The sequence below is a fragment of the Pseudacidovorax sp. 1753 genome (assembly GCF_040544975.1).
Lineage (GTDB): Bacteria > Pseudomonadota > Gammaproteobacteria > Burkholderiales > Burkholderiaceae_C > Xenophilus.
This window is the reverse complement of sequence record NZ_JBEPKY010000033.1, coordinates 26,568-52,629: the sequence shown is the minus strand read 5'-3', so window position 1 is coordinate 52,629 and position 26,062 is coordinate 26,568. Positions and strand designations below refer to the sequence as shown.

Genomic DNA, 26,062 nt, shown 5'->3' with positions numbered 1-26,062 from the left:
GAGACTCGGGGCAAACAGTTCTCCACCCGTGCGGATCAGCGGGCTGCCCCATTGGTTGGTGCTCAGGTTGTTGGCATTGGCCATCACCGCCATGCCAGTGCGCCAGTCGTCGCCGTAGATTTGCCGGGCGACACCCTCCAGCGTGTCGCCCTTCTGGACAGCGTAGGTTTGCGGCGCCCTGAGTCTGTCCGTGGCTTCAGTGATGCCCTGGCCACCGCTGCCGCTGATGTTGAAGCCTGCATTCACCGGATAGGCACCGATGCCTGCGGCGCCGAAGTACCGTGATCCGGGGCCATAGCCCGTACTGGCCGTATCGCCCAGGTTCAGCACCCAGTCATCGCTGGAGCCGGGCCCCACCTCCATGGCTTGCGCGGGCAGTTGTACTTCAAGCGTGCCGCCCTGGCCATCGGCCACCGGCCGGCTGGCGCTCTGGCCATTGGCCGCTGCCAGCGAGTCCCCAATCACATTGCCGAACGCATCGGCCGCGATGCTCGCGGCGTTGAGCTTGCCGCCCCTTGCCGCGTTGCCCACGATGCTGCCGCCTAGCCCCGATACCAAGCTTCTGCCCAGGTCGAAGTCCGTGATGGCGTTGGCTGGCGCGGTTAGTCCAGCCACTTGGCCAGGGGCATAGCCCATCGCCGCGTTCAGCCCCTGGCCGATACCCCCACTCAGCGCGCTGGCCGCCACGCCCTTCCAGTCGAAGCTCTTCTGCAGGCCGGTGGCCACAGCAATGCCTTGCGTGACCGTGTTGCGCACCGCCCCACCAAGCGCCCCTCGCACGAACGCGTTGCCTGTGTTGGGCAATAAGCCGGCCGCACCCAGCCCAGCCGTTACGCCTGCACCGACTGCGCCAAGGGCTACGCCCTTCCAGTTGATGCTGTCCTGCGCGCCGATGGCCACGCCTACTGTCTGGCTGGCCAGCGAGCCGGCTGCGCCCCCAACCATTGCGGCGCCGATGCTCGCGCTTGTCAGACCTCCTGCACCCCCCAGCACGGCGAGGCCGCCAGAGAAGCCCCCGGCGCCTGCGGCTCCAGCCGCTCCGAAGTACGCACCCGCCACCCCCGCCGTATAGATGGTCACCACCACGGCCACCACGGCCACAATGATCTGCCCCAGCCCGCCGCACCCGCCGCCGCCATTGCCCTGCGGCATGGCCATCGGGGTGGGCGTGGTGTCGCCGATGACCTTGGTGGGGTCATAGGGCTTGAAGCTGGAAGCGCTGTTGGACGAGCCCACCCGGCTGGGGATGGTCAGCACCTGGCCCGACTTGAGATCGCCATTGCCCGACAAGCCGTTGGCGTCTGCGATCAGGTACCAGAGGCTCTGGTCGCCATAGGCACCCCGTGCAATGCTCTGCAGGGTGTCGCCGGCGCCGACCGCATAGGTGCCGGGACTGGACGACGGATAGTTGCCATCGATGGGCTGGTAGCCGAAGTTGAAGTCGGCCTGCACGTTGAACAGCGGCACGCCGCCGGGCAGGGTCGGATTGTTCGCGTCGCGCACCTTGCCGTAGCGGCCCAGCACCTGGCCGTTGACCACGAGTTGGTACTGCTCCTGGCCTCCCTGATTCGAGTACAGGATGTTGCCCTGCATGTCGCTGACGAATGTGCGGTTGTTCATGGGCGCCATGGCGTCCGTGATACCGGTGAGCTCGCCGGCATTGCCATAGGACCAACTCGTCAGGCCCGGCTGAGTCAGCGTGCTGCTGGCAAAGCTGGTGAGCTGGCGGTAGCCCTCCGCACGGCCATAGGTGTTGGAGTAGTTGGTGATGTTCTGGCTGGTCCAGTCGAAGACCGTGTAGCCCTGCAGGTTGCCGGCATTGTCGTATCCGCCGGTGGTGCCCATGCCCGGGACGGGCGAAGTCTGCAGTGGGCTGTACTCGACGCTGTACTTTGGCAGGTTGTCGCTCTTGAGAACGTCCTGGTGAATGATCTGGCCGTTGGCGTTGTAGCGATTGATGCGGGTCTCGCTGCCAGTGCCGGCGAGGGTCTGCAGGCTCCAGTTGACGCCGTTGAGGGCGTTGACGTAGGCCTGGGGCAGGGCGCCGGCAGGACCGGACTGCACGACGCGGGACGCGCCGTCGTACAGGCGCCGGTCCGTCTGCACGCCGTCGCGCACGACGCTGGCCAGGCGCCCGAGCGCGTCGTACCGGTACTCCTCGCGCGTGTACCCGGTGGTCGTCAGGTACATGGTCGGCGCGGAACTGTAGATGGCCTGGTTGTTGCTGTCGTAGCCGGTGATCTGACTCTGGCCCCCGACGGTGACGACCTGGTTGCCCCACCACCTGTCGCTGGCGCGGTTGCCGTTCTTGTCGTAGGTGATCTCATGGCCCTGGGTGCCCAGGTTGCCCGAAGCATCGATGGCGTCCACAACCGTCTGACGGTTCATGGCGTCGTACTTGAAGAACTTGTCGCTGTCGAGCGAAGAGTCGCCGGCCAGGACATGCGTTTTGATGCGCGTGCGGTTTCCGACCTTGTCGTATTCCAGGGTGATGAACGCCCGCCCGTCGGCGACCCACCGCATGCGGCCCAGCGCGTCGTAGGCGATGCGGTTGTCCTGGTACGTCACACCGGACTGGGCCATCCACTCGCGCACCCGGTTGCCCGCAAAATCGTACTCGTAACGCTGATCCTGGCCGGTGTTGCCGTCCACGACGCGCGCCAGCAAGCCTTCGCTGTTGTAGGTGTAGGTCCGGTTGGTGCCGCTGTCCCGGGTCAACTGGCCTGCGTTGTCATAGGTGTAGCCGAAGCTGTGGCCGCCGAAGTCCGTGTGGGTGAGGGTTCGGCCGAAGTAGCTGTAGCTCCAGGTGGCAAGATAGCCGTTGCCGTCCAGCTCGCCGACCTTGTTGCCCATCGCGTCGTAGGCCACCTTCGTGGTCTGGCCCAGCGGCTGGATGGTGCGGACCACCCGCCCTGCCATGTCATAGACGTAGCGTATCGTCTCGCCATTACCGTTGGTCTGGCTGAGCTTGCGGCCGGCCTGGTCATAGACGTTGGTCTCGACGATGGCTCGGGTCGCCGCGAGCGTTGCCAACTGGTTGTTGTTGTTGGCGACGTAGACCTGAGCAACGCCACGGTTTGTGGTGAGCAGACGGCCAAGGCTGTCATAGGTGAAGGTGGTGACGTTGTTCATGGCATCCGTCGTTGCCACCTTGTCACCGAACACGTTGTAGCTGTTGCGGATCACGCCGGTATCGGCGTGGAGCTCCTGCAGCACGTTGCCGCGCGCGTCATACACCGTTCCCTGTACGTTGCCGTTGGCATCCTTGACAGCAACCTGGCGGCCCAGCTTGTCGTAGAACAGTTGCGTGGTCGCCGCGCCGGCGGTACCTTGGTTGCCGTCGGCATCGGTCTGCTTCTGCTCGATCAGCTGGTTGTTGGCGTTGTAGCGGTAGGTCGTAACCCAGTTTGCAGAGCGTGGGTCCGAGATCGAAATCACATTGCCCCACCGGTCGGTGTTCTGGTTGACGACTGGCCTGACCGTGCTGCTGATACCTTGCACGCCCGTCGACACCGAGGCGTTCGCACCGTCGGTGTTGTTCTCGCTCACGGCTGCGCTGTTGGCAGGGGTGGTCACCGACGTCGAGTAGAGCGCCGGTATGAACGGAGTCCAGGTGCCCGGCGTGTAGGGCGGCGTGTGATCTTCGACCGCGGGCTTCCCACTGCCGACCTGCACTTGATAGGTGTACGGGACGGTCGTGTACTGGGTCTCGTAGCGCGGCTGGTAGCCCGTGATGATGGGTTGCTGAACGGGAACCTGGACCGGATAGGTCTCGGTGTTCCAGCCCGTCACGACCAATGCCCAGCTGTAAGCCGTCCTGTAGCGCGTTTCCCACCAACCGTTGTAGACGATGTTGCCGTTTCCATCGCGTACATAGATGGGCTGATTCTGCTCGTCGTACCCTGCGATCTGAGGAGACCCTTGCACCCAGACGTTGTATGCCTCGGTGTACGGGAACTGTACCCAGCCGTATACCGGCACCTGGCGCGTCTCGTAGTGGGTCTCATAGACCGTTTGGTAGAGGATGTTGCCGGCTTCGTCGCGTGCATACACAGGGTCGGAGCCCACTTGCACTTGCACCGGCACTGTCATGACGCCGCTGACCGTCTGGTAGATCGGCGCTTGGTTGTTGATCAGCGTGCCCTTTGCCTGGGCCATGGGAGCGCCGCCACTTGTCGACGCTGCCACGATCTCGTAGTCATAACGACCATCGGGCAACGACGAGATGTTCACCATCTGATAGCCGTTGCTGGCGCCGGACTCGCTGGTGCCGCCGTTGGTGCTTACCGCGAGCGTGTTCCACTGCGAGCTACCTTCCAAGCGGTAGCGGAATGTCACCGACGGCGTGGATCCAGCGTGCCCAGTCACTGCAGACAGCGGCCATTTGATGGCGTAGCCGTTGGTGCCTCCGATGGGCATGCCGGACTCGTCATTCCCATTGGCGCCCACCGCCATGATTTCGATCCCACCGATCTGTGGCAGGTTCTGGGGAGGGATCCACTGTGGGGCTGTAATGCCTGAGGACGTGATGGTGCCTGTTGCGTGCGCATATGGGACGCCCTCACCAGCGTGGATCCACAGCAGTTCGAACTGGTAGTTTCCGGCCGCCACCAACGCAGACAGATCGACGCCACTGTTTCCGCTTCCGATCGAAGACACCGGCACTGTGGTCCAGGCGCCGGAGCTTCCGGCCGGGCGGTAGCGGAAGACCTGATCGATGCTGGAATCGGGTGACTGCCAGCTGAAGACATTCATGTCGGCCACGCCCGGCCGGTAGAAGCCCATGGGGGCGCTGATCAAGGCCAGGGGAGGCGAGCTCAGCGTGACCGTTCCACTTGCGGTGACCGATGTCGTACCGCCCGTGGTGGTCTGAGTGACCTTGTATTCGTACGAGCCTGCAGCAAGTGCACTCGCATCGAAGCGCAGCATGTCTCCGAAGTTGATCAGCGGCTGGTCCGCCCATCCGCTGTCTCCACTGCTGCCTGCCGGCCGCATCTGCAGCCGCATCGCCGCTGCCGGATCATCCGGTGCGTCAATGTCAATGCTCTGCCCGCTGTAGCCCACCGGTGCGTTGGCGATGACCGGTTGCCAATAGCCGTAGGCGTCCTTCTTGTAGATCGCGACCTTGTTGACCTTGGCGATGCCCTCGTTCACGTCATCCGACCAGCTCATGAGGAACCCATTGGTTCCCTCGGCTGCGTTGGTAATCAACTGCGAGCGGGTCTTGATCGTGCCACCCGCCATCTGTTGCTGGCTGGACTCGTTCGATTGCGCCCCTTCGACGACATACGTCTTGGTGGTGTACTCCACGACGACCTTCAGGTCGCCGCTACCCAGGTTGCGAAGAGGAGACCAGTTCAGGTTGATGGCGTTGGTACCCGTCCAACCCGTCAGCGTTTGAGATTCGTTCCTGACCTCTGAACTTGAGCTGGTTACCACCGCCTGGGTTTGCAGGCGACTGACGGACACACCTCCGGTGGCCTCCGTGCGGACCGCCTGAACGGTCTGCTTGAGCTGACCGATGGCGTTGTAGACCATGTCGGTCCGGCGCAGGTTGGCCTGGGCCGCCTGATCGGGTGCGCTGTACGTTTTCAGGTTTACATTCCCTGAAGTCGTCCCAAAGCTGGTGATGTTGGCGGTCTGGTTGCCCACCAGGTCGTAAAGCGCGATCTTGTCGACGCCATCGCCCGAGTTGGTCCGCCATAGGCGTCCGGCGTTGTCGTAGTCGAAGTATTCCTGCCGCGTGCCATTCACGCCCTTGGCGGTAAGTTCCCCGAAGGCGTTGTAGTCGAGAACCGTGTCGACGACGCCCGCCTGCTGCTGGGTAACCGTCGAGATGGTCCCGTTGCTCACGACGCTGGTCGACGCGGGATCGATGATGTGCGTTTGTTGTCCCAACTTGTCGTACTGATAGGCGCGGAACAGCGTGCGGGTGGTCGCGTCATCGGTGACAAGCTGCCATTCTTTCGCCACATGTCCTGCTGCGTCGTAGGAGGAGTAGTGACTGACCCCCGCTGCATCGGTGGACTGCACCGCGCGTCCCAGGATGTCGTAGCGGGTGTAGCTTGTTCGATCGGGCTGGATCTGGAAGTCGTTGTCTTGCCCAGTCCACCAGACGCCTGCGTTGGCACTCGTATAAAGAACCAAGTTGCCGTCGTTCTGCAGCTTCAGCGACGTGCCGCCCTGGCCTGTGGTGCCCGAGGCCCAAACGGCCTCCGTGCCCTTGTACATGACGAGGTTGCCGTCTGACTGAAGAAGAAGCTTGTCTGCGCCCTTCCCATAGGTGTCGGTATGCCAGATGGGCTGATGGGCGCCATCGTGCATGTCGTACATGACGAGGTTGGAGTCGGTCTGAAAAGTGAGGATGTACCGCCCGTCCGGGGAATAGATGCTGGATCCGGGGGTCAGCACCTGGTTGGGCGCCAGGCTTGTCGTCCCGACCGAAGCCAGCGGGTCGGCACTGGCCGATGTCTTGTAGACATGGGTCTGGGTCTGCGAAACGGCATTGCCATAGGCGTCCCGCTGGTACTTGGTCACCGCGGTGAGATTGCCTGCGGCGTTGACGAGCGACGCCGTCGCGGTCACGCGTCCCAATGCGTCGTAGTAGCTGTAGCTGACGTCGCCGTTGGGGTTCGCGGTGCGCAGAAGATTGCCTACGGCGTCGTAGGCATAGCTGGTGGTGAGATTTCCCCTTGTGCTCGTGGCATTCGACGCAGCGCTGTACTCCACATTGACGCGCGTTTCGCTCGTCTTCTGACCAATGCGGTCATAGGCGTAGGTGGTCTTGCGATCATTGTTGGCGTCGGCCGCGATGGTCGGCGGCGTCGTCGTGCTGGCCGTTCCGCCGTTCCAGCCCGCAATCGCCTTGGCGAACTCTGTTCGGGATGTGAGGTTGCCGACTCCATCGAATGTCTGAGTCGTGGCGTAACCAGCTGCGTCGACCGACGTCGTCAGCTCGCCGCGCAGGCTGTAGTAGTTGTTGGTGTAAACCCAAGTGTTCAGGGAGGCATTCTTCAGCAGCCCGACCCGGATCACGTCGCCGAAGGCGTTGTAGGTGTTGACGGTGGTCCGGCCGGCAGATGCGTATTGGGAACCCGCTGCAGCCGACGAGTCGTAGACATACGACTGGGGTTCGATGACTTTGGCGACTCGCCCGAGCCGGTCATAGGTGGTGGTGATGGCGCGGTCTGCGCCGTGATTGACGCCCGCGGCGCTCACCGCCGAACTGATCTGGGCGACGGTGAGTCGCGCGGGATTTCCACTCACCAGCGTGGTGGCAACAGCAAATCGCTTGAGCTCTGAGACTTCTCCGAAGGTGTTCCGCTGATAGCCGGTGACATAGCCCAGTGCGTCCACCTCATAACGGAGCTTGCCGAGAACGTCATAGGCCTTGTAGCTGTAGCTTCCGGCGACATCGCGGTTCGTGGTGGCATTGCCGAAGACGTCGTAGCTGGTCAGCGTGTAGAGGGCCTGGGTGGTCTCTGTCCGGGACGCCAGACCACTGGCACCGTTCGTGGTCAGCGTGTCTCCGCTTGCGTTGTAGACGCCGACCGACGGGTAGTTGACGCGGATCTGATGCCCCAGTGCGTCATATTCGTAGCTGGTCGTGCGCTGTTCCGGGCGGCCCACAGCTTCTGTCCGCGACTTGAGATTGCCGAGCGCGTCATACGCCAGCTGCGTGATGACGTTCGCAGCGCCCGTCTTGGATGCGTCGATGACAAGATTGCCGTTGCTGTCGGTGGTTACCGCGGCCAATTGGACCGAGGGCGCTGTTTCTTTGGTGAGCCGGCCTCCAGCGTCGTAGGTATAGGTCCAGGTCGAGTTCTTCTTGTTGGTAAAGGAAACCTTCTGGCCGAGTCCGTTGTACGCGTAGCTCTCTGTGAAGTTGAGCGAGTCCGTGGTGCTAAGCAGGCGACCCGCAGCGTCGTAGCTGAAGGAGCTCGTCCGGTCCGACGCGGTCGACTTCACAATGGCTGCCTTGACGGCGTCGCCGGTATTCGCGGTCGCGGGCGGGATCGAGTACCAATAGTCAACGGTCTGTGTAATGTGTCCCAGCCCGTCGTACGAAGTGAGTTTTACGTACCCAAGAGAGTCGACGGTGTAGACGAGTCGGTTCGCCGCGTCGAAGGTGCGCTTCACGGTGCGGTCGTTGGCCGTGTCGGCGCTCATCAACGCCCGGATGGTGCTGACGCTCGCGGTCAAGTTGTTCTGCAGCGACGTCAGTACGATGGGCCTTGCGTATGACTTCGTCATGATCGCATTGCCTGCTGCGTCGTATCCGGTCTCGGTCACCGCGCCGGCTGCATCTACCGCCAAGATCTGCCTGTTGGCCGCATCGTAGGCAGCGCGCGTGACGCGGTCTGCCCCCGCATAGTCGTACACCCGCGCAGCCCTGATCTGGGCTTCGGTCAGCTTGCTGGTTGCCGTCGGCGCAGTAACGGCTGTGGCGAAGGCGTACCGCGTGGTGACGTTGCCATTTTTGTCATAGACAGTTTCGGTCAGACCGCCAAGCGCGTTTGTGACGAACACCTGCCGGTTGGCACGGTCGTAGACCATGTCCGTGATTCGGTCACCCGTGGCGGCGGACGCCGTCGAGGGGACGGCCGTCGCCGAGATTGCAGTGGCGTACTCGACGGTCTTGAGCACGTTGCCGTTGTTGTCGTAGACCCATTGCGTGACTGCGCCTACGCCATCGGCGCGCCACGTCATGCGGTTTGCTCTGTCGAAGATGAAGCGGTCGTGCGCGTCCTTCGCGGAGTTGGCAACCAACGCGACGGCGGTCGACAGGGCAGAGGTCGTGGCGGCCGTTGCTGTTGGCACGGGCGCAGCGTACGCAAAGCGTTCGACGACGTTTCCATTTCCGTCGTAGACGTTGCGGGTGACCGCCCCGATGCCATCAATCGTGTAGGTCGCTCGGTTCAACTGGTCGTAGACCGATCGCAAGCGCAGGTCGCGGCTCGAGTCCGCCGCAGGGGCGGGGAGGGTGCCAACCGTCCACGTCGCGAGGGTGATGCGGTTTGCATAAGCGAGGCGATCCGTCACATTGCCGTTGGCGTCGTAGATGTATCTGACGACCTCGCCTAGCCCATTGACGGTAGCGGTCAATCGGCCGTCCTTGTCTCGTACGCGGTACTCGGTCGCGTCCTTTGCGGCGTTGGCGATCGCCGCTGCCTTGGCTTCCAACTGCGAGACACTCGGAGCCGCGCTCAGATCCGTGACGTCGATGGGCGCCGCGTAGGCCGTCGTCTGGCTCACACGGCCTTCAGCGTCGTACTTGGTTCGCTGGAGATCGCCCATCGGGTCGAGCGTGAAGACCAACCGATCTGCTGCGTCGTACGCATACCGCGTGACCTGCAAGTTCGGATCGGTGCGGCTGATCAGATTCCCGTTCTTGTCGTATGCATAGGCCGTAGTGAGGTTCAGCCCGGCGGGGTCGACTCGCGTTTGGATGCGCCGGCCCAGGTTGTCGTAAACGTACTGGGTTGTGGTGCTGTTGGGATCGACCACGGTGAGTGTGTTGCCGGCACCATCGTACGAATACCGCGTGACAAGATTCAGACCCGTAGGGTCAACAGCGCGGCTGATGACCTGGCCCTTCAGGTCATAAGTGATCACAGTCGCGACGTTGTTTGGATCCGTGATGGTGTATTGCTGGCCCTTGGCGTCGTAGGTGAATGTCGTGACGAGGTTCAGGCCCGTCGCATCGACAGTGCGCGTGAGAACTCTGTTCGCCGCGTCGTACGCAAGCGTGGTGATCGTGCCGTTGGCATCTTTCGTCGTTGCCAGCCGGCCTGAGCGGTCGTATGTGTTCGTGACCGTGGTCAGGGCCGTGGATGTGCTGGTCAGGTTGCCGTTCTTGTCGTAGGCGAAGGTCGTCGTGTTGCCGTTGCCGTCGACAACGCTCTGCTTCTGCCCCAGCCGCGTGTACGTCGTGGTGACGGTGATGTTCTCCGGCGTCGTTACCGCCACACTCCGGGCTGCGGAGTTGTAGGTGAACGTGGTGACTTGTCCCAGTGCGTCGGTTTGAGTCAGTACACGGTCGAATGCATCGTAGGTCGCCGAGCGCACGGCGCCGATAGAGTCCGTGGATCCGACCATACGGCCCAGACGGTCGTATCGTTGTTGCCGAACGTTGCCGTTGGCGTCCGTACTGCTGGTGAGCCGACCGAATGCGTCGTACACCGCGCTCGTGATGGCGTTGACTCCCGAAGCGTCCGAAACTGTGCTTGTGACCTTGCCCCGATGGTCAACGGTCAGCGACTGAGTAAGCTGCCGTCCGCCGCCAAGCGCCTGTGTCTTGCCGGTTAGGTCCCCGAAGGCGTTGTAGGTGGATTGGGTGACGTTTCCGAGTGCGTCCGTCGCAGTCGAGATCTGACCCGTAGCCGTGTAGGTGAAGGTTTGTACGCTGTCCACGGACGCGTTCTTCAGCGCCGTGATCGTTGACGTGAACGCCTGCGTGACCAGCCCGCCTGTCAGGCCTGAAAGGCTTGATAGTCGGGTTCCGTAGCGGGTGGTGGAGTCCAGTTGACCAAGAGCGTTGTAGTGCTGCTCGGTGACTTCGCCCAGTGCGTTGACAGTCTGTGTCAGACGGCTTTCGGCGTCGTAGTAGAAGAGTGTTTTGTTGCCGTACGCGTCGCTGGTGCTCGTCCGCCGCCCGCCAGCGTCATAGGTGTGGGTCAGACCGTATTGCGACCAGATCGAATCGATCTGCGCCTGGGTCTGCCCTGCCACGAGCAGCGCCGAGCCTTCGGCTGTGAGCTCACCTGTCAGGCGGCCTTGAACATCGTAGCGAGCGGTGACCGTCTGGACTTCTGCGGTACCAACTGCACGGGTGGTCTTGAGGAGGTTTCCAAGGCTGTCGTACTCGAACTGGGTGACCGTGCCTTCATAGTTGGTGCGTTGCACCACCCTGTTGAGCTTGTCGTACACGCTGCTCGTTGTTCGTGTGCCGGCGCTGGCGGCCGGTCTGAGCGAGGCTGCGGTAGTGGCGGACGTGACCGTTGCCAGCACAGCGGGATCGACGGCGGTGGCGTATCGAATGGCACTGGTGACGTTGCTGTAGGCGTCGTACACATACTCCGTCATGTAGCCTTCGGCATCGATCTGCGCGGCCACGCGACTGAGGTCGTCATAGATCCAGCGAGACGTCTGATCCTTGCCGTCGAGAGCGGGGACCAACTGAGCCAGGGTGCCGCCTGCGCGAAGGGAGGCGGCCGTCGCTGTGGCGTATGCGATCTGGGCGATGAGCCGGCCCTTCGCGTCATAGCGAGACTCGGTGAGATAGCCTTCGGCGTCCAAGAGGCCGATCAGCAAGCCGTCGCTGTCGTAGAAGCGACGTGTTACTCGGTCGTTGGGATCGAGTACGGCAGTGAGCGCCCCGGCCGCGGGCGCTGGACCGAGATTCTGTAGAGCGTCGGCCGTCGCCCGCTGGCTGTACTCGGTTGTACCAACAAGCCTGGATGCTCCGTCATAGCGCAGATCGACGATGGCGCCCACTGCATCGATGGTCCGAATCAAGCGGCCAGCGCCGTCGTAGATTCGCCATGATTTCTGATCTGCCGGGTTTGCGGCTGGCCGGAGCGAGGCCAGGCGGTTGGCGGGTGCACTGTTCGGATCTGCGTAGTAGGCCGCAACCGTCGTGGCAGCCACGGGCGTCGCATAGACGATCTTCTGGGTGACCTGGTTGTTCTTGTCGAAGATGTATTCGGTAAGCCTGTTCGTCGCGTCGAGTTCTCCGACCAAGCGGCCGGCCTCGTCGTAGACCCGTCCTGTCGCAGCGCCAGTGGGATCCGTCTGGCGGATGAGTCGCCCGTCCTTGTCGTACGAGTTCAGCGTCGTGCCGAGCGCAGCGTTGGTCGCAGAGCTTTGTGCAATGCTGATCAGTCGCCCGTTCTTGTCGTAGGCGCTGGTGGTAATCAGCCCGTTGGCTAAGGTGACCGTGGTCTTGTTGTTGGCATCGTCGTAGCTGGTCAGCGTTGTCTGGCTGAGCGCGTCTTGGCTGGACAACTGTCGGCCCAAGCCGTCATAGACGAACTGCGTACTACCGCCGGTGGGGCTGATCGTGCTCAAGAGCAACCCGGCCCGGTCGTACACGTACTGGGTCACCGACTCGGTTCCGTCGATGATCCCGACGCCGGCTGAATCGACTGCACTGAATGCCGTCGTCTTTTGAACCTGGCCCCGTGCGTCGTAGATCGTGTCTGTCCGGCTCGACTGGGTGAGGTCTTGCGTTCCCGCCCAGCTGACCAGCTGCGATTCGGATGGAGAAGCAGTGCTCGTCAGCGCCGCCACGTTGTACTTGCCACCAGCGTACTGATGGACCGAGACCTGTTGACCGTAGATGTTGTACCTGTACTCGGTCACTCTCCCCTCGGCGCTTAGCACGAACCGAAGCTGATTCTTGCCGGCGGCGTCGTAGACGTAGCGTGTTGTCGCCGGCACCGAGGGCTGGCCCGACCCCGCACCGTCGGGATCGGGGGTCAGGTAGACCGTCTCAGTCAGCACCTGATTCTTCGTGTCGAAGGTCCGACTGATGGTGTTGCCGACCGCATCTCGCTGCAGGGTCTGGTTGCCGTTGGCGTCGTACTGCATCGTCACCGTGAATCCCATGGGATCGGTGACCTGGGTGACGTTGCCGCTTGCGTCGTAGGCGAAGAGGGTCAACTGCGAGACGCCGCCGATCGCAGGTGCCTGGATCTGCGTGAGTTGACCCGAGGCATCGTACGTATAGAACGTCGTCAGCCCGAGCGGATCGACCACTGTTGTACGGCGGTTCGTCGTGTCGTAGCTGTAGCTCGTCGTTTGGCCAAGTCCGTCCTTGACCGTGGCCACCCGATAGTCGGTGCCGACTTGAACATAGGTGAACGCGAGGCTCGTACCGTCGCTCTGCGTGACGGAGGCCACTCGCTTGCTGCTTCCGTCATACGTGTAGGTCGTGACGTAAGTCTTGCCGTCAGCGACGCTGTTGTCGTTGGGGCTTAGGTCGACCGTAACTGTGGCGAGTCTGTTGGACGCGTCGTAGGTGTATCGCACGCGTGTGACGACTGCTCCGCCGCTTGCTTCTGTCCGAATCTGCGTGAGGTTATAGCCAGCGTAGTCGAAGTAAGTGGTCTCGCCATTGGCGTCGACCATCTTCTGCAGCGTGCCGTTGGCGTTGTAGGTGTACGCGACCGTGTTGCCAGCGGCATCGGTCGCCGACACCAACTTTCCTTGGCCGGTGGATTCGTAGCGCTCCTGCACGCCGGTGCCGCCATCGGTCCATGTGAACCGCTGCGCCGCGGAGTCGTACGACACCGTGTCGAAGGCGCCAGAACCTGCTGAGCTCACGTAGAGGTTCCGGCTCGCATTCCAGCTGTAGGTTGCTGCGGCGCCGTCGCGATCGGTCCGCACGAGCGTGCTGCCTGCGGTGGCCACGGTGCCGCTCAGCTTCATGCTCTGCCCGTAGGCGCCCACAAGCCAACCGTCGCCGTTGTCGTCGTTCAACAGCCCTTGGCTGTTATAGGTGCGGACAGCATTGATGTCTAACCCGCGGCCAACCAGCTTGTCGTCGGCGCCCTGAAGGACCAAGTTCCCGTTGGCGATGTTCACGAAGGCTTGCTCGCCGCTGCGGCCTTGTCCCGCCGAACCTTGTAGTCCGCGCTGGCCCAAGGTCGCCAGAGAGGTCAAACTCAGGCCAAGACTGTTGCCACTGACGATCGCTACCATTTTTCTACTCGCCTCTTCCGGTGGAACAAACCGCCGTGCAGTCGGGTTCCCTCCCCTTAAGCCTCGTAGGAAGCTAGACCAGGTAGTTCCCGGCGACTGGCCCTGGCGCGAGCCGGGCATGCGGATTCGAACAACATGTCCGCTGCCGGCGCATTTTGTTTAGCGCTCGTCGAATCACTAGGGCGTCGCGTCCTGCTTGCACTTGCTCTACACCGCTGGGCGCCTTTTAGCCCCCCGTTGGATTAAGCCCACGCGAACAGGGAAGGCGGCGGTACAGCCCGTGCAGCAAATACCCTGGCAGACAATGTGGTTATTAAACGGAGGAGGTAGCGGATGGATATGTGCATCGACGCTGCGTATTGACTGCAGTGCTTGGACTTCTCCAACTTGATAGAGGATTAGACTATGGGCTCCATTCAAAAACCTGGTATGGCTTATGTGGGCGACCAACCGTCCGTCATCCTCAGACGTGACGATCAGCAGGATCTAGACGAAGGCTGGTCCATTACCTCAAGACCCTATCGGCCTGCGATTAACCTGCAGCAGATCCCCGAGGAATTTCTGTGCTGCACCGGCGAGATGACTTGCTTTCTTGCGGGCAACCGCGTGCGCATGGCGGATGGGTCGCGTAAGCCGGTCGAAGCAGTCGCGGTGGGTGACGTAGTCATGACGATGCAGGGGCCAAGCCGGATTCGTCTGCTGGAACGGCCGACTCTTGGTCTGTCCAGAAAGGTGATTGAACTTCGAGGGCTGGGAGATGAATGCTTGGTGATCTCTGATGAGCATCCTTTGTGGGTGCGGCGGCCGAGCGAACTCGGTAGCGCCGAGACATGGGGCACCTACAATCTGAACCATTTGCTTTCCGAGATGCGCAACTCTATTGAGCCTCGCTTTCCGTCAGTGCCTCTTGCGCTGCAAATCGACGTTCCTGAGCAGCTTGCTCATGAAACTGGTTGGGTTCACGCCCAACCTATTTACCACCACATGCCGCCTTCGACGCAATTGTACAATATCGCTACGGAAGTGGGGTGCGCTGTATTTGTGGAGGGCTTTGCTGCTTTTAGCCATTGCCTCAGCTCAGTGGTCCCTGACACTGCATGGAAAGGATTGGCGGGCGACGGTGATCTAGATTCGCTTCGTAGAAAATTGGCTCTCCATCTTGCTTGACTCTCCTGATGCGCGAAGGCTACTCGCCACCTTTGCGCCTCTGTGAGGTAGTCTCTCGCGATAACAGTAATTTGGTTTTTAGAACCTCGACCGACGAAGTCGAGGTTAAAGCACCAAGTGCTGTTTTGAGTGCGTTGCTTGAATGTTGTGACGGCACACTTTCGCTGCGGAGACTGGAGGAGGAGATCGGGAATAAATATCCCTGGGACCCCCTGGGTCGATTTTTGGAGCATCTACTCGCGCAAGGCGTGTTGGAAGAGATTCGAGTGCCGCGTAGCACATCGTTGTCGGCCAGCCATAGCGGAGGGGCCGGGCAGCCAGTAAAGGCGGGCTTCATGGATGTGGAGTTACCGCCCGCTGTCCGATCGCTTGGACTGAATGCCGCACAAGCGGTAATTGACGTCCCTGAAATTGGTCTTATCCGAGGTTTTGGCCGCGCAAAGAATTCCTCCCTAGCCTTGGTAATCGCGCTTTCTGAGGCGGCAGAAAGAATGGCATATAGCCTGCCTTCCGCAAACCTAATCGAAGCATCTGTTTCTGATTTAGGTGACAGTTTAATTCCGCCGCAAAGTGTCGCGAGTTACACCGCTGATCAATACAGGCGGAGTTCTCTCGCGATCCAACCTCTAGATAAGCAGGGAATCCACCAATGGATTGCGGCAACGCGCTTTGCTGACGGTCGTTCCGCGTGGTGTCATGCGGAGCTTGTCTACAGTGCACACGCCCTTAAAAAGAGCCCTGCTATGTCTGCCCTTATGTGGCAAACGACCTCCGGCTGTGCGAGTGATATAAATTTTGCTAGGGCAATCGAGCGCGCCGGATTAGAGGTCATAGAGAGAGACGCCCTCGCGAGGCATTGGCTATCGCAGCGGTCGGCTCTCTCACTTAAGCTTGACTCGCTGCCTCCCGACGCCAGAGAACTGGTCCTTCGTGGGAAGAAACATCAATTTGAAGTTGACGTTGGAATCCTGACGGGTTTAGGAGGGCCCGTTGTTGTAACAGCATGCACATCAAGCGCCCTCGGCATCTGCGCGCTCTCCACATCTTGCGCTAATAGCTTGGAGGCGTCGATTGAGCATTCATTGGGGGAGTCTCTCGTAATAGCGCTTACTCGCGCGTCCTGTGACCGTAAGAGCCGCGCAATTCGGCCTGAAGAGTGCCGCCGCGCTATTGATCACGGCGATCTTTACTCCCAGCATCTTTATTTCCGGCGCGCACATGCAATCTCTCGTGGAGAGGTTTTTTTAGATTATGATAAAGTCCGTCAATTTTGGCCAACGTCTTTGGCTCAGCGCCTGGATTCATATGGGCTTTCGGATGCTGCCTGGGTAGATATTACGCCGCCGTCGGCGCCGTTATCTACCACCGGTGAGGCTATAAAAACAGCACGTGTTATTGTTCCGGGTCTAATTCCATTGGTATTTGGTTTCGATGCTTTGCCTCGCGCAACTGTCGCAGCATTGCACCCCCATGGACTTTTCCCTCATCCGTTGCCCTGAGCTTTCTTAAAAAAATCATGGCTATATCTACGCTTCTGGATCATTTCAAAGCAATAAAAGATTGGGCGTCATCTAATCGCGCCAAAGTAAATCTAGACGTCGAGTCATTCGAACTCGAAATACGGTGTGCAAATCGTTACTATAATTTTTTCCCGCAGTTCAGCATTTTGGCGAGCGGCCAGCTTGCCTATACGAGGGCGTTGACGTCGTCTGCTCAGGGTTTTTGTGGGTGGCGCCCATATGTCGAATACAAAACGCCACTCACTGTAGATAAAGTGCTGTTTAAAAGGTATTTTTCGTCCCAAGGTTTGAAAGTACCAGCTGCTTGGGAAGCTCCCGAGGAATGCACTGGCGCATACATCCTCAAACCCAAAGGTGGTTCCTTCGGTGAGGGAATTCAGGGGCCATTTAAGCCCGGACAGGGAGTCGATAGATCCAAAGCGCCTGGAGATGCACTGTTTGCAGACCAGTTTATCGTTGGACGCAGTGTGAAAGTGTGGTTGTGGGGCGAAAAGCCAGTTTGCGCCGATATCCAAGAATGGCCCTGTATCGTCGGTGACGGATCCACTAGTATTGACGGTCTCATCGAAAATAGGCTATATGGACCAGGAGGCTCTAGGTTTGGAGCGAATGTCGAGCTCACGGAGGCTTGTCTCAGGTTTCAAGGTTTTGATGGATCGACGGTTCTTGACCTTGGGCGGTCGGCATGGATAGATTTCAGATATGGACGAAATTTTTTGCCGCCCCATGCGACGCGAAATATGCCTAACCGGCTGTCAGACTTAGAGGAGCAGTGCGGAGCTCAACTGGCATCCGCAGGGGCAGCGGTCGCACGGGCACTGAGACAAGTCGTTCCGGCGCCGGTGGTGAGTAGTATTGACGCCGTGATGGATGAGCGTGGAGCGCTTTGGTGGCTCGAACTGAATTCAAATCCTCTTTTCCCCCATCACGGTTATAATGTGATGCTGGACGAGCTTTTCGCACGAGCTGTCCACTCTTAGTCGATTTGAGATTCTGGACCGCAGAGCGGGGAATATGCCGCACAATCGCCCACCGTTTCGTAGCGCCTCCATCTGTAGAAAAGCAGTTTTCACCAAGAGGATGCGCCATTCTGGAAATTGTGCGAGCCGCCGGTACTGACGCGGGCGAACGCGGCCTACGGCCCGCCGCTTTGCGCAATCGAAGTTGCGGCGCCGTTCCTAGATAAGCAGGTGCAACCCGCATAGCAGATCTGTGCTCTTAACTTCCTTGCTAGATGTTTAGCCCGCGCCGGAGTATCGATCCACTGGTGTTACCAGCCGCTCGAACTCAGGTTGGCTTTTCCGGAGGCTACCGGCACGCTGACCGCGAAACGATTTCCTGCGGCGGAGGATTTTTCTGACCTGAAGCGTGCAGGATCCTTGATCCTCGCTGCGAGTGCGCCGTGGCGCCAGCCTATGGCGCAGCCTCCAGTGAGATATGGAGCGGGACAGGCCTTCGGCGATTCTTTGGTCGATGCTGGCGTGACTGATTGCGGTGATGCGCATGAAGGCGGGCAAGCGAGCTAGCTCGACAATGGAGCCGGCCTCGGCAATTTCAGGGCGGCGTGGCATTGCAGAAGACCTCCTGATCGTCTGTGGCGTGGCGAGAGTGCCCATGTTTGCCGGTTTGACCAACCCGCTGGAGCGAAGCAGAGCGTAGCCGCGCCTCTGGGAAACAGAGGGCAGCCGACCGTGCTGGGGGGCGTGTCGGCAGCTCCTGCCGTCGGGCTATACGGGCCGCGCCCCAGGCCGACGGTGTCGTCCTGGCCATTCGGCTTCTATCCCTCACGCCTTCGGCTGCCGCTGCGCGGCAGCCTGCGCGCTGCGCTTGCCTCGACGACAGGGGTGGTGGGGCTGGCTTGCTGGTTCCCTTCATCCTTGCACACCGTTCTCGCGCTCAAGGTCTGCGCGTGCGCTGCACGCTTGCGGCCTCGCGGCCGTCTTCGAACCTGTGACCGCTGCGCTGCGATGTGCCGGTTCCGGTCCCGGGCAATTCCGCCCGGTCACTGGAGGCCGTCATGGCGCACGATCTTTTCTCTTCCCTCGATCTCCTAGGTTCTGTTCCCACTGCTTTGCTGATGGTCCAGGGTCGTTCTGGCGCTTACCGACCGGCGACTGCGGAAGAGCTGCTGCTGGCGGCCCAGCAGGTGCTGGCGGGCCAGGTGCGGGGTGCCGATGTGATGGACTCGCCGGCTGCCGTGCGGGAGTTCCTCAAGCTGCGTCTGGGTGTGCTGCCGTATGAGGTGTTCGCCGTGATCCACCTGGATGCGCAACATCGGGTGCTGGACTACGTCGAGATGTTCAGAGGCACGGTGAACCAGACGTCGGTATTTCCACGCGAGATCGTCAAGGAGGCGCTGGTGCGCAATTCTGCGGCGCTGCTGCTCGTTCACAACCATCCTTCGGGCGCGGCGGAGCCCTCGCGTGCGGACGAAGTCTTGACGCGGACTCTCAAGGAGGCATTGGCGCTTGTGGATGTACGGGTCCTCGATCACCTGATCGTTGCCGGGCCGACGGTGCTGTCGTTCGCGGAGCGGGGCTTGCTGTGAGAAGAGGGGCTCAGCCCCTTTTTCTGTTCGGCGTTTCTGCGAGGCGCCTCGGCATGAGGCACCTTGCGGGCTGATGTCGTGCTGGAACCGGAGGGCTTGCTGCTCCCTTCATCCTGTCACGGCGTGCTCGGTCGTCAAGGGCGGCGCGCCGCTGGCGCTTGCGGCCACGCGGCCGCCTTCGGCCCCTGACCACCTGCGCTGCGCCGTGCGGATCACGGTCCCGGGCAATCCCGCCCGAACAACCGGAGGTCCTCATGGACGGAAAATCTTACGTGTCGCTGGAGCAGAAGTTGTGCCTTGTTTGTGGCCTGTCTTTCGATACCGGCAACCTGCTGCTGGACAAGCGCCTGCGCCCGAGCATGGCGCACCACATGGCGACGGGCTGGGGCCTTTGCGCCGAGCATCAAGCACTGTTCGACGACGGCTTTGTCGCGCTGGTCGAATGTGATCCCGAGCGCAGCGGCGTGGCGGCTGGCGCCGGGACGCTCAGGCCTGAACAAGCCTATCGCACAGGGCGTCTCGCCCATCTCCGAAGGGATGTGTTCATGCATCTGTTCAATGCATCCATCACAGACGAGCAGGCTTGCGTCTTCGTCGAGCCGGGCGTGATTGCTCAGTTGGAGACGATGTTGTCTGCGCCACGTTGATCGGTCGCGATGACCGATGACGCGCCGCGCGTTCTGGGCGGCGCGTCGTGCGCATCGACCTGGAGGCGGACTTCCTGTGCCGGACCTTGGACACCGGACCGGCCTAGGATGGTGCCCTTCGATGCCTGCTGGAATCGCCGGCATCCCGCCATCCAGACGCGGCGCGGAACATGCGCGTCGCATTCGTGGCGAACAACAGGGCTCTTCTGTTGGCGCGGCCACGATGCCGCAGGCGGCAGAGGGCGGCAGAGGGCGGCGAGCGCCAGCCATTCCGACGGGCGTCGTCTGCGGAGATCCTATGCGCCATCTCGGTCGGGCGACGTTGCCGCCGACGAATGACGTGCAGCGCGCTTCCGCGTCACAGGTCACGGTATCCACCGTGCGTTGCGCGATCCGTGCTTTCGTGGCGAAGGTGTAAGCCGCGTGGCGAGGGCCTGTGCCCCTAGTTCCGTTCGAGGGGCGGTCTGCTCCCGCGGCCTTGTCTTTGAGCGTGAATCCTGGCGTGGGCACGGCAGGCCTGCTCTTCGCTGTGCTGCGCTTCGGCCCGCCTCGGGCTTGATCGCCGCAACCGGCCTCCCCAACAAATTTCCCCTGCGCTGCGCGCATTCCTCGCGAGGCAAATTTGCCGGGCCTGCCGGTCCGCCACTGTGTTGCGGCCTCCGGTGCGACGCGCCCGCCCCCCGCCGGTCGGATCACCGCACAAGGCCGCGATGGGCGCGGACCTGGCACCACCTTGAAAGGAAACACCATGAGCACCATCGGCCAATTCACCGCCTCGGGCAACAGCTATACCGGCACCGTGCGCACCCTCACGCTGAACGTCAAGGTCCGCATCGTGCCCAATGACAAGGGCAGCGACAACGCGCCGGACTTCCGCATCGTGACCGGCAACGGGCTGGAGATCGGCGCGGCCTGGAAGAAGGTCAGCCGTGCGGAGAGGCCGTACCTGTCGGTGACGCTCGATGACCCATCGTTCCCGTCCACCATCTATGCCCGCCTGGTCGAAGGCGAAGAAGGTACGCACCAGCTGATCTGGACACGCACCAAGGCCGACTGATCGTCGTCCTGGCGCCCCGCTTCGGCGGGGCGCCTTGCTGTTGCATTTCCGCACCCAGGTTGCGCTCGTTCAAGGGGTGATATCTCCATCGCAAGCGCATGTCCGGTTCTCGCGAAGCCGCTTTGGTGGCCTGACGTCTGCCAGGTTCCGTCAGGAGGCGTGAGTCCATGAAGGCTTGACAGCGTAGATGCCATTTGTCGGGTGATCGGTTTGCCTTGTTCGCGTGAAAGCGTGTTTTTGCTTTTGCGGCGGTTGTGCGTCTGCGGCGTTGCCGCACCGCGCTCTCGTGCTGACGCATCGAGCCACCCGGCCACGCCTGTCCGGGCGTCTCGACCCTGCGGGCGTCGATCGCTGACGCCTCCACGCCTGCCGGCGCTGCGCGCTGCGCTTGCCTCGGGGCCATGGTGGGGGGCTGGCTTGCTGTGATGCCCATCGTTCCGCGGCGTTCTGGCCGTCAAGGTCGACGCGTACTGCGCACGCTGGCGGCCTGCGGTCGTCCTGCGGAACCTGTGACGGCGGCGCTGCGCCGTGTGCTCGGCGGCACCGGGCAATCCCGCCCGGACATCTTCGAGGACTTCGCCATGACGACACTTCTGACCGACGAACAACGTGCGCAACTGCTGGAGAACGGTTGGCAGGCGCGCGATCAGCGAGGCGCTGACCCGCGGCCCGTGGTCAAGCTGTTCACGCCCGATGCGGGCGCGACCTGGTTGTTGACGGAAATCGATCCCGAGAACCCGGATCTTGCCTTCGGGCTGTGTGACCTGGGCCAAGGGTGTCCTGAGCTGGGTTGGGTGAGCCTGACGGAACTGGCGGCTGTGCGTGGCCCACTGGGGCTGCCGATCGAGCGGGACCTGGGCTTCCGTCCGGACAGGAGCATTGAGGCCTACGCGCGCGAAGCACGGCTGGCCGGTCGGATCGTGGGCTGAGCGAGCCCCATGGCGCGCAAAGCCACATGCGGGCTTCGGGCCCGCGGCAGCCTGTCGTCTTCGACGAACGGAGTGCGCGCCATGGCGATTCCATCCTCTGCCGACGCGCCCCCTGCGCCCTGGTGCGCGGGAGGTGCCTACCTGTACCTGCTGGACCTGGACGGGCCGGCGCTGGCCTGGGAATACCTTCGCCGGCACCCCGTCTACCGAGGTGGCTGGCACCAAGGGCGATGGTGCAGGTCCGATGCGGAGTTGCACCGCTGGGGCCTGCGATGTCGCCGCTGATCCTGCACGGGATGCGCGTGATGTGCATCCGTCCTGGCTGGTCGAGGAGGATGTGCTGTTGCGTGTGCGTCGCGCTCGCTGCTCCGAGGGCGGGGTGGTCGCTGCTTCAGCGTACGGCGTCTTCGACCTGTGGCGTGTCCCCGGCGACAAGCAGTTGATGGCAGGCGCCGACGCCGTCCTGAGCGTCTCCATCGGTCCGCGACACGCGCGTTTTCTCCTCGACGCCGGGCTGTCGAGTGGCGCTCCCTTTGTCGTCACGGTACCGCTGACGACACACCTGCGCGGGCGATTGCCAGCGTTCGAAGTCGCCGCCGGATTGTTGGCGGGGCGGCCCCTGCCGGCCGTGAGCCTACGCGCTGTGGGGCGCGATGGGCGGCTGCACTGGAGGGCGTTGCAGGCGCTCGATGCGATGCAGGCCGGGGCTTCGCACCGGGACCTTGCGGTCGCGCTTTTCGGCGCGCGAGCCGTGCGGGCGGAATGGCACGCCGATGGTGCGTTGCGTGCGCAGGTGCGCCACCTGATCGCGCGCGCCGAGGGTTTCATGCGCGGAGGCTATCTGCGCTTGGCCGGGCTGCGCCCGGCCCGCGCTGGCGCCCACGGAGGCGACTGCTCGTCCTGAAGCTCTCCCTGTGCGGGCCTCCGCGGTATCCGGAGACTGCCTCCCATGGGCTGTGAATGGATCACCGCCCATTCACCCCGAAGGAGGTCTCCATGGCAGCAGGACATCCGATTCCACCGTACGGCGCGGCAGCGGCTGCGCCTCAGTCTGCGTCCGCCGCATCTCCGGCCGAGCCGGAATTCCTGACAACCGAAGAAGCCGCAGCATTGCTTCGGCTGTCGCCGCGCACGCTGGAGAAGCAGCGGGTGCTGGGCGGCGGGCCGCGCTTCCGGAAGTTCGGCGCACGGGTGGTGTATGCGCGTGCCGACCTGCGCGCCTATGCCGACCGCAACACCTTCGATATGACCTCCGATCCGGGCTACGCGGTCCGGGATTCGGTGCGCTGAAGCGCTGCGAAGGCACGGCGATGTCGAGGTGGTCCGGCGAACGCGAGCAGCTGACGCTGTTCCGTGCGTTGCCCGTCGACGACATGGCCTTGCGCGACGCGCAGGACCTCATGGCCTATCCCTTCTTCAGCCTGGCCAAGTCGCGCCGGGTGGTGCCGATCCGATTCGAGGCCGGCGACGTGTTCTTGACGGTCGAAGGTGTGCCCGAGCATGGCATTGCCACCATCTGGGATGCCGACGTGCTGATCTGGGCGGCCAGCCAGATCGTGCAGGCCCGGGACGAGGGGCGCCCGACGTCCCGCCTGATGGCGGCCACACCCTACGAGATCCTGCGCTTCGCCCAGCGGGGCACCGGCCGCACCGAGTACCTCGCGCTGCGCGCGTCGCTGGATCGCCTGCAGTCCACCACGGTGCAGACCTCCATCCGGCAGGCGGGCCGGCGCATGCACCGCTTCTCCTGGATCAATGAGTGGCGCGAGCACGTGCGGCCCGATGGCCGAAGCGACGGCATCGAGCTGATCCTGCCCGACTGGTTCTATTCCGGGGTGATCGACGACGCACTCGTGCTCACGCTGGACCGCACCTACTTCCAGCTCACAGGCGGCATCGAGCGTTGGTTGTACCGCCTGGTGCGCAAGCACGGCGGACGTCAGCGCAACGGCTGGCGCTTCGAGCTGCGCTACCTCCACGCCAAGTCCGGCTGCCTGCAGCGCTACCGCGACTTCGCGCTGCACCTGCGCGCGCTCGCGCAGCGCCAGGCGCTGCCGGGCTATTGCCTGGCCGTCGAGCAGCGCGGGGCGTCCGAACGGCTCGCCTTCTGGCCAGTGCGCGAGGACGAGTTGTCCACAGATGCCGTGGAAGAAGCTGTGGATGGTGTGGGGACGGACTCGGGAGATCGACGGCGCCAGGCACGGGAGATCGACGGCGCGCGACTCGGGAGATCACCGGCGCCAAACCGCCCGGAAGCCGCGCCCCGCAAGGGTTTCGGCCTTCCTTAACTTGAATTCATAACAGGGACTAACTGTATGAATAGCAGAGAGACCGCGAGCTTGGCTGCTCAACAGATGGGCAGTGCCGCTTGCGTGGCGGTGCTGGGCGAGCCCGCCATCCGCAGCGGCAAGGTCATTGCACTGCTGAACCAGAAAGGCGGCGCTGGCAAGACCACGCTGTCCACGCACTTGGCCGGCGCCTTCGCCAGGCAGGGCCGGCGCGTCACCTTGATCGATGCCGATCCGCAGGGCTCCGCCTTGGACTGGGCCCAGCGGCGGCACCAGAACGGCCAGGCGCGGCTCTATGGGGTGTTCGGCTTGGCGCGGGACACGCTGCACCGGGAGGTGCCCCAGATCGCCTCTCAGGCCGACCATGTCGTGATCGACGGGCCGCCACGGGTGGCGAGCCTCGCGCGCTCCGCGCTGCTGGCTGCCGATTTGGTGTTGATCCCCGTGCAGCCCAGCGCCTACGACGTCTGGGCCACGCAGGAGATGGTGACCCTGATCCAGGAAGCGCAGGTGTTCCGGCCGTGTCTGCGTGCAGCGTTTGTGATCAACCGGCGGGTGGTCGGCACGGTGATCGGTCGCGAGGCGCGCGCCGCGCTCGCCGATCAACCGTTCGCCACGCTGCGCGCGGACATTGCGCAGCGCATCGCCTTCGCCGACTGCGTGGCGGCTGGCAAGCTGGTGTGGGAGGTGGCGCCCAAGGGGGCTGCTGCGCGCGAGGTCGCCGCGCTGGCGGATGCCGTCGAGGAGGCACTTCAATGACGGGCGGCGGCGCACGCCCGCCCTCGCGGCGGACCGCCATCGGTCGTCGACCGGCCGCCGATCCGGTGACGGCCTGGGTGCATCGGGAGAATCCTCGCGGTGCAGAGGCTCGGGCCACCGTGTTCACTGCGCGGCTGACCATCGATGTGACGCCGGCGCTGCGCGGGCGCATCAAGGTCATTGCCTTCCGGCGTGGCCTGACCGTGGCCGACATGCTGCGCGAATTGCTCGAAGACGCCTATCCGGAGGGAGCGGCGTGACCGCCGATCTCGCGTTCAGCGCGGTGCCAGCGGTGATGTGTTGCCTCTGCCGCGTTCTCGGCGCGGGGGCCGACGCGGGGTCGGCGCTTGGAGGCCGTGTGGCTGCATGCGGTCGTAGCGTCGGCGTGCATGCTTTGATGCGCCGCCAGGGTACCCACTGCGCCATCAGGATGCACCGAATATATGCCCGCCTCGCGGCGCTTTGGTGGCTCATCCCTCTGCGGTGCTTGAGGCCGATGGCCGGCTACGGAGTCGGCGCAGCAGTGTGTCGGCCTTGTGCGTCCCAATGCGCGTCGTCGTTGCAGTGGATGCCAGGGGCGCGACCGTCGGCGCGCGAGGGGCGCACATGATGGCCCGAGAAACCCGGGTTGCATTCCTAACTGCCACGGTGCTTGCCGTGGCGGGGGTCGCCGCGCCGTGCGTGCTGCCGCTGCGTACGCAGCTCGTCTTTAACCCGAGCGCCAGCGTGGCGCGGGGCTGGTACCGCATCGATGCCGTGCGGGCGCCTGGCGCGATCCACGTGGGCAGCCTGGTCCTGGCCCGCTTGCCTGCTTCCGCAGCTTCATTCGCGGCGCAGCGTCACTACCTGCCTGCAGGCACGCCGGTGCTCAAGCGGGTTGCGGCGGTTGCGCCTCAGACCGTGTGCGTCGCTCGGCAGCAGGTGTGGGTCGACGCAACGGTCGTGGCCGTCGTGCGGGTGCAGGATGGCGCGGGCCGGTCGTTGCCAATCTGGGCGCACTGTGGGCCGCTGGTCGATGGCGAACTCTTCCTGCTGGGCGACGCGCAGTGGGTGTCGTTCGACAGCCGTTACTTCGGCCCGGTCCGTGTCGATGCCGTGCTCGGCATCGCGCGTCCGCTGTGGGCATGGTGAGTGGCGTGGATGTGCGTTCATCTGTGCCTCGCGGGCGCAGCCGTCCCGCCGCCAGAGCGGCGCTTCGGCAGCACTTCGACGCGCGGTTTGGCCGCTGTCCCGCGATCGCGGACGACGCGACCTCGCGGGGCCCATGTCTGCGCCGTGGGGGCTGGGGCGGCTTGGGAAAGCATGGGTGTCATTGGTGCAGGGAGCGGGTTCGGGGTCGAGGGCGAGGGCGAGGGCAAGAGAAAAGGGTCGGCACGTCCGTGGCCGTTTCCTCCGTCTGCACAAGGGTTTGGCGCGGCACCCCCGCGGCATCCTGCGTGCCGC

General features: G+C 63.0%; 14 protein-coding genes and 1 pseudogene. 14 read left to right on the top strand and 1 reads right to left on the bottom strand.

Translation table 11 applies throughout. The features are described from left to right. On the bottom strand, positions 1–13,704 hold a 13,704-nt coding region (locus ABIC63_RS28370; protein ID WP_354322234.1), incomplete at its 3' end, for a LysM peptidoglycan-binding domain-containing protein. Between the two features lie 405 nt (positions 13,705–14,109). On the opposite strand from ABIC63_RS28370, the gene ABIC63_RS28365 reads away from it, so the two are divergent. The 14 genes and pseudogenes from ABIC63_RS28365 (at position 14,110) to ABIC63_RS28300 (ending at position 25,750) form a co-directional block, all read left to right on the top strand. After that, a complete protein-coding gene (locus ABIC63_RS28365; RefSeq protein ID WP_354322233.1) occupies positions 14,110–14,871 on the top strand; it encodes a Hint domain-containing protein in 762 nt (253 codons plus the stop codon). An 8-nt stretch (positions 14,872–14,879) separates the two neighbouring features. Continuing rightward, positions 14,880–16,370, top strand: a complete 1,491-nt coding sequence (locus ABIC63_RS28360; protein WP_354322232.1) for a YcaO-like family protein — start codon at positions 14,880–14,882, stop codon at positions 16,368–16,370. 17 nt (positions 16,371–16,387) lie between these two features. Next, positions 16,388–17,371: a hypothetical protein gene (locus ABIC63_RS28355; RefSeq protein WP_354322231.1), complete on the top strand. Its 984-nt coding sequence runs from the start codon at positions 16,388–16,390 to the stop codon at positions 17,369–17,371. Positions 17,372–18,408: 1,037 nt separating this feature from the next. Beyond that, complete coding sequence (gene radC / locus ABIC63_RS28350; protein ID WP_354322230.1) at positions 18,409–18,939, top strand: RadC family protein; 531 nt, start codon at positions 18,409–18,411, stop codon at positions 18,937–18,939. Between the two features lie 254 nt (positions 18,940–19,193). Beyond that, on the top strand, positions 19,194–19,586 hold the full coding sequence (locus ABIC63_RS28345; RefSeq protein WP_354322229.1) for an ATPase: 393 nt from the start codon (positions 19,194–19,196) through the stop codon (positions 19,584–19,586). Between the two features lie 748 nt (positions 19,587–20,334). Then, complete coding sequence (locus ABIC63_RS28340) at positions 20,335–20,643, top strand: DUF736 domain-containing protein (protein ID WP_354322228.1); 309 nt, start codon at positions 20,335–20,337, stop codon at positions 20,641–20,643. Between the two features lie 581 nt (positions 20,644–21,224). After that, a complete protein-coding gene (locus ABIC63_RS28335) occupies positions 21,225–21,572 on the top strand; it encodes a DUF2958 domain-containing protein (RefSeq protein ID WP_354322237.1) in 348 nt (115 codons plus the stop codon). A gap of 81 nt (positions 21,573–21,653) precedes the next feature. Then, positions 21,654–21,857 carry a transcriptional regulator domain-containing protein gene (locus ABIC63_RS28330; RefSeq protein ID WP_354322227.1) on the top strand — a complete coding sequence of 68 codons (204 nt, stop codon included), beginning with the start codon at positions 21,654–21,656 and terminating at the stop codon, positions 21,855–21,857. 22 nt (positions 21,858–21,879) lie between these two features. After that, complete coding sequence (locus ABIC63_RS28325; RefSeq protein ID WP_354322226.1) at positions 21,880–22,476, top strand: DUF2285 domain-containing protein; 597 nt, start codon at positions 21,880–21,882, stop codon at positions 22,474–22,476. Between the two features lie 92 nt (positions 22,477–22,568). After that, positions 22,569–22,862, top strand: coding sequence for a helix-turn-helix domain-containing protein (locus ABIC63_RS28320; protein ID WP_354322225.1), 294 nt, complete (start codon positions 22,569–22,571; stop codon positions 22,860–22,862). A gap of 20 nt (positions 22,863–22,882) precedes the next feature. Continuing rightward, positions 22,883–23,689: pseudogene (locus ABIC63_RS28315) on the top strand (replication initiator protein A); the annotation flags it as partial. A gap of 237 nt (positions 23,690–23,926) precedes the next feature. Further along, positions 23,927–24,619: a ParA family partition ATPase gene (gene parA, locus ABIC63_RS28310; protein ID WP_502935925.1), complete on the top strand. Its 693-nt coding sequence runs from the start codon at positions 23,927–23,929 to the stop codon at positions 24,617–24,619. Next, on the top strand, positions 24,616–24,879 hold the full coding sequence (locus ABIC63_RS28305) for a chromosome partitioning protein ParB (protein WP_354322223.1): 264 nt from the start codon (positions 24,616–24,618) through the stop codon (positions 24,877–24,879). The genes parA and ABIC63_RS28305 overlap by 4 nt, the downstream gene beginning before the upstream one ends. Before the next feature lie 286 nt (positions 24,880–25,165). Beyond that, the gene (locus tag ABIC63_RS28300) at positions 25,166–25,750 is read left to right on the top strand and encodes a S26 family signal peptidase (RefSeq protein WP_354322222.1); all 585 of its coding nucleotides are present in this window, start codon (positions 25,166–25,168) and stop codon (positions 25,748–25,750) included. Positions 25,751–26,062: the final 312 nt, after the last annotated feature.

Bases quoted from the DNA above. Each gene is read 5' to 3' on its own strand.
- ABIC63_RS28300 (WP_354322222.1), top strand. From the start codon at position 25,166: ATGCGCGTCGTCGTTGCAGTGGATGCCAGGGGCGCGACCGTCGGCGCG.
- ABIC63_RS28320 (WP_354322225.1), top strand. From the start codon at position 22,569: ATGGCAGCAGGACATCCGATTCCACCGTACGGCGCGGCAGCGGCTGCG.
- radC (WP_354322230.1), top strand. From the start codon at position 18,409: ATGGCGCACGATCTTTTCTCTTCCCTCGATCTCCTAGGTTCTGTTCCC.
- ABIC63_RS28305 (WP_354322223.1), top strand. From the start codon at position 24,616: ATGACGGGCGGCGGCGCACGCCCGCCCTCGCGGCGGACCGCCATCGGT.
- parA (WP_502935925.1), top strand. From the start codon at position 23,927: ATGGGCAGTGCCGCTTGCGTGGCGGTGCTGGGCGAGCCCGCCATCCGC.
- ABIC63_RS28330 (WP_354322227.1), top strand. From the start codon at position 21,654: ATGGCGATTCCATCCTCTGCCGACGCGCCCCCTGCGCCCTGGTGCGCG.
- ABIC63_RS28360 (WP_354322232.1), top strand. From the start codon at position 14,880: ATGCGCGAAGGCTACTCGCCACCTTTGCGCCTCTGTGAGGTAGTCTCT.
- ABIC63_RS28340 (WP_354322228.1), top strand. From the start codon at position 20,335: ATGAGCACCATCGGCCAATTCACCGCCTCGGGCAACAGCTATACCGGC.
- ABIC63_RS28335 (WP_354322237.1), top strand. From the start codon at position 21,225: ATGACGACACTTCTGACCGACGAACAACGTGCGCAACTGCTGGAGAAC.
- ABIC63_RS28345 (WP_354322229.1), top strand. From the start codon at position 19,194: ATGGACGGAAAATCTTACGTGTCGCTGGAGCAGAAGTTGTGCCTTGTT.
- ABIC63_RS28365 (WP_354322233.1), top strand. From the start codon at position 14,110: ATGGGCTCCATTCAAAAACCTGGTATGGCTTATGTGGGCGACCAACCG.
- ABIC63_RS28355 (WP_354322231.1), top strand. From the start codon at position 16,388: ATGGCTATATCTACGCTTCTGGATCATTTCAAAGCAATAAAAGATTGG.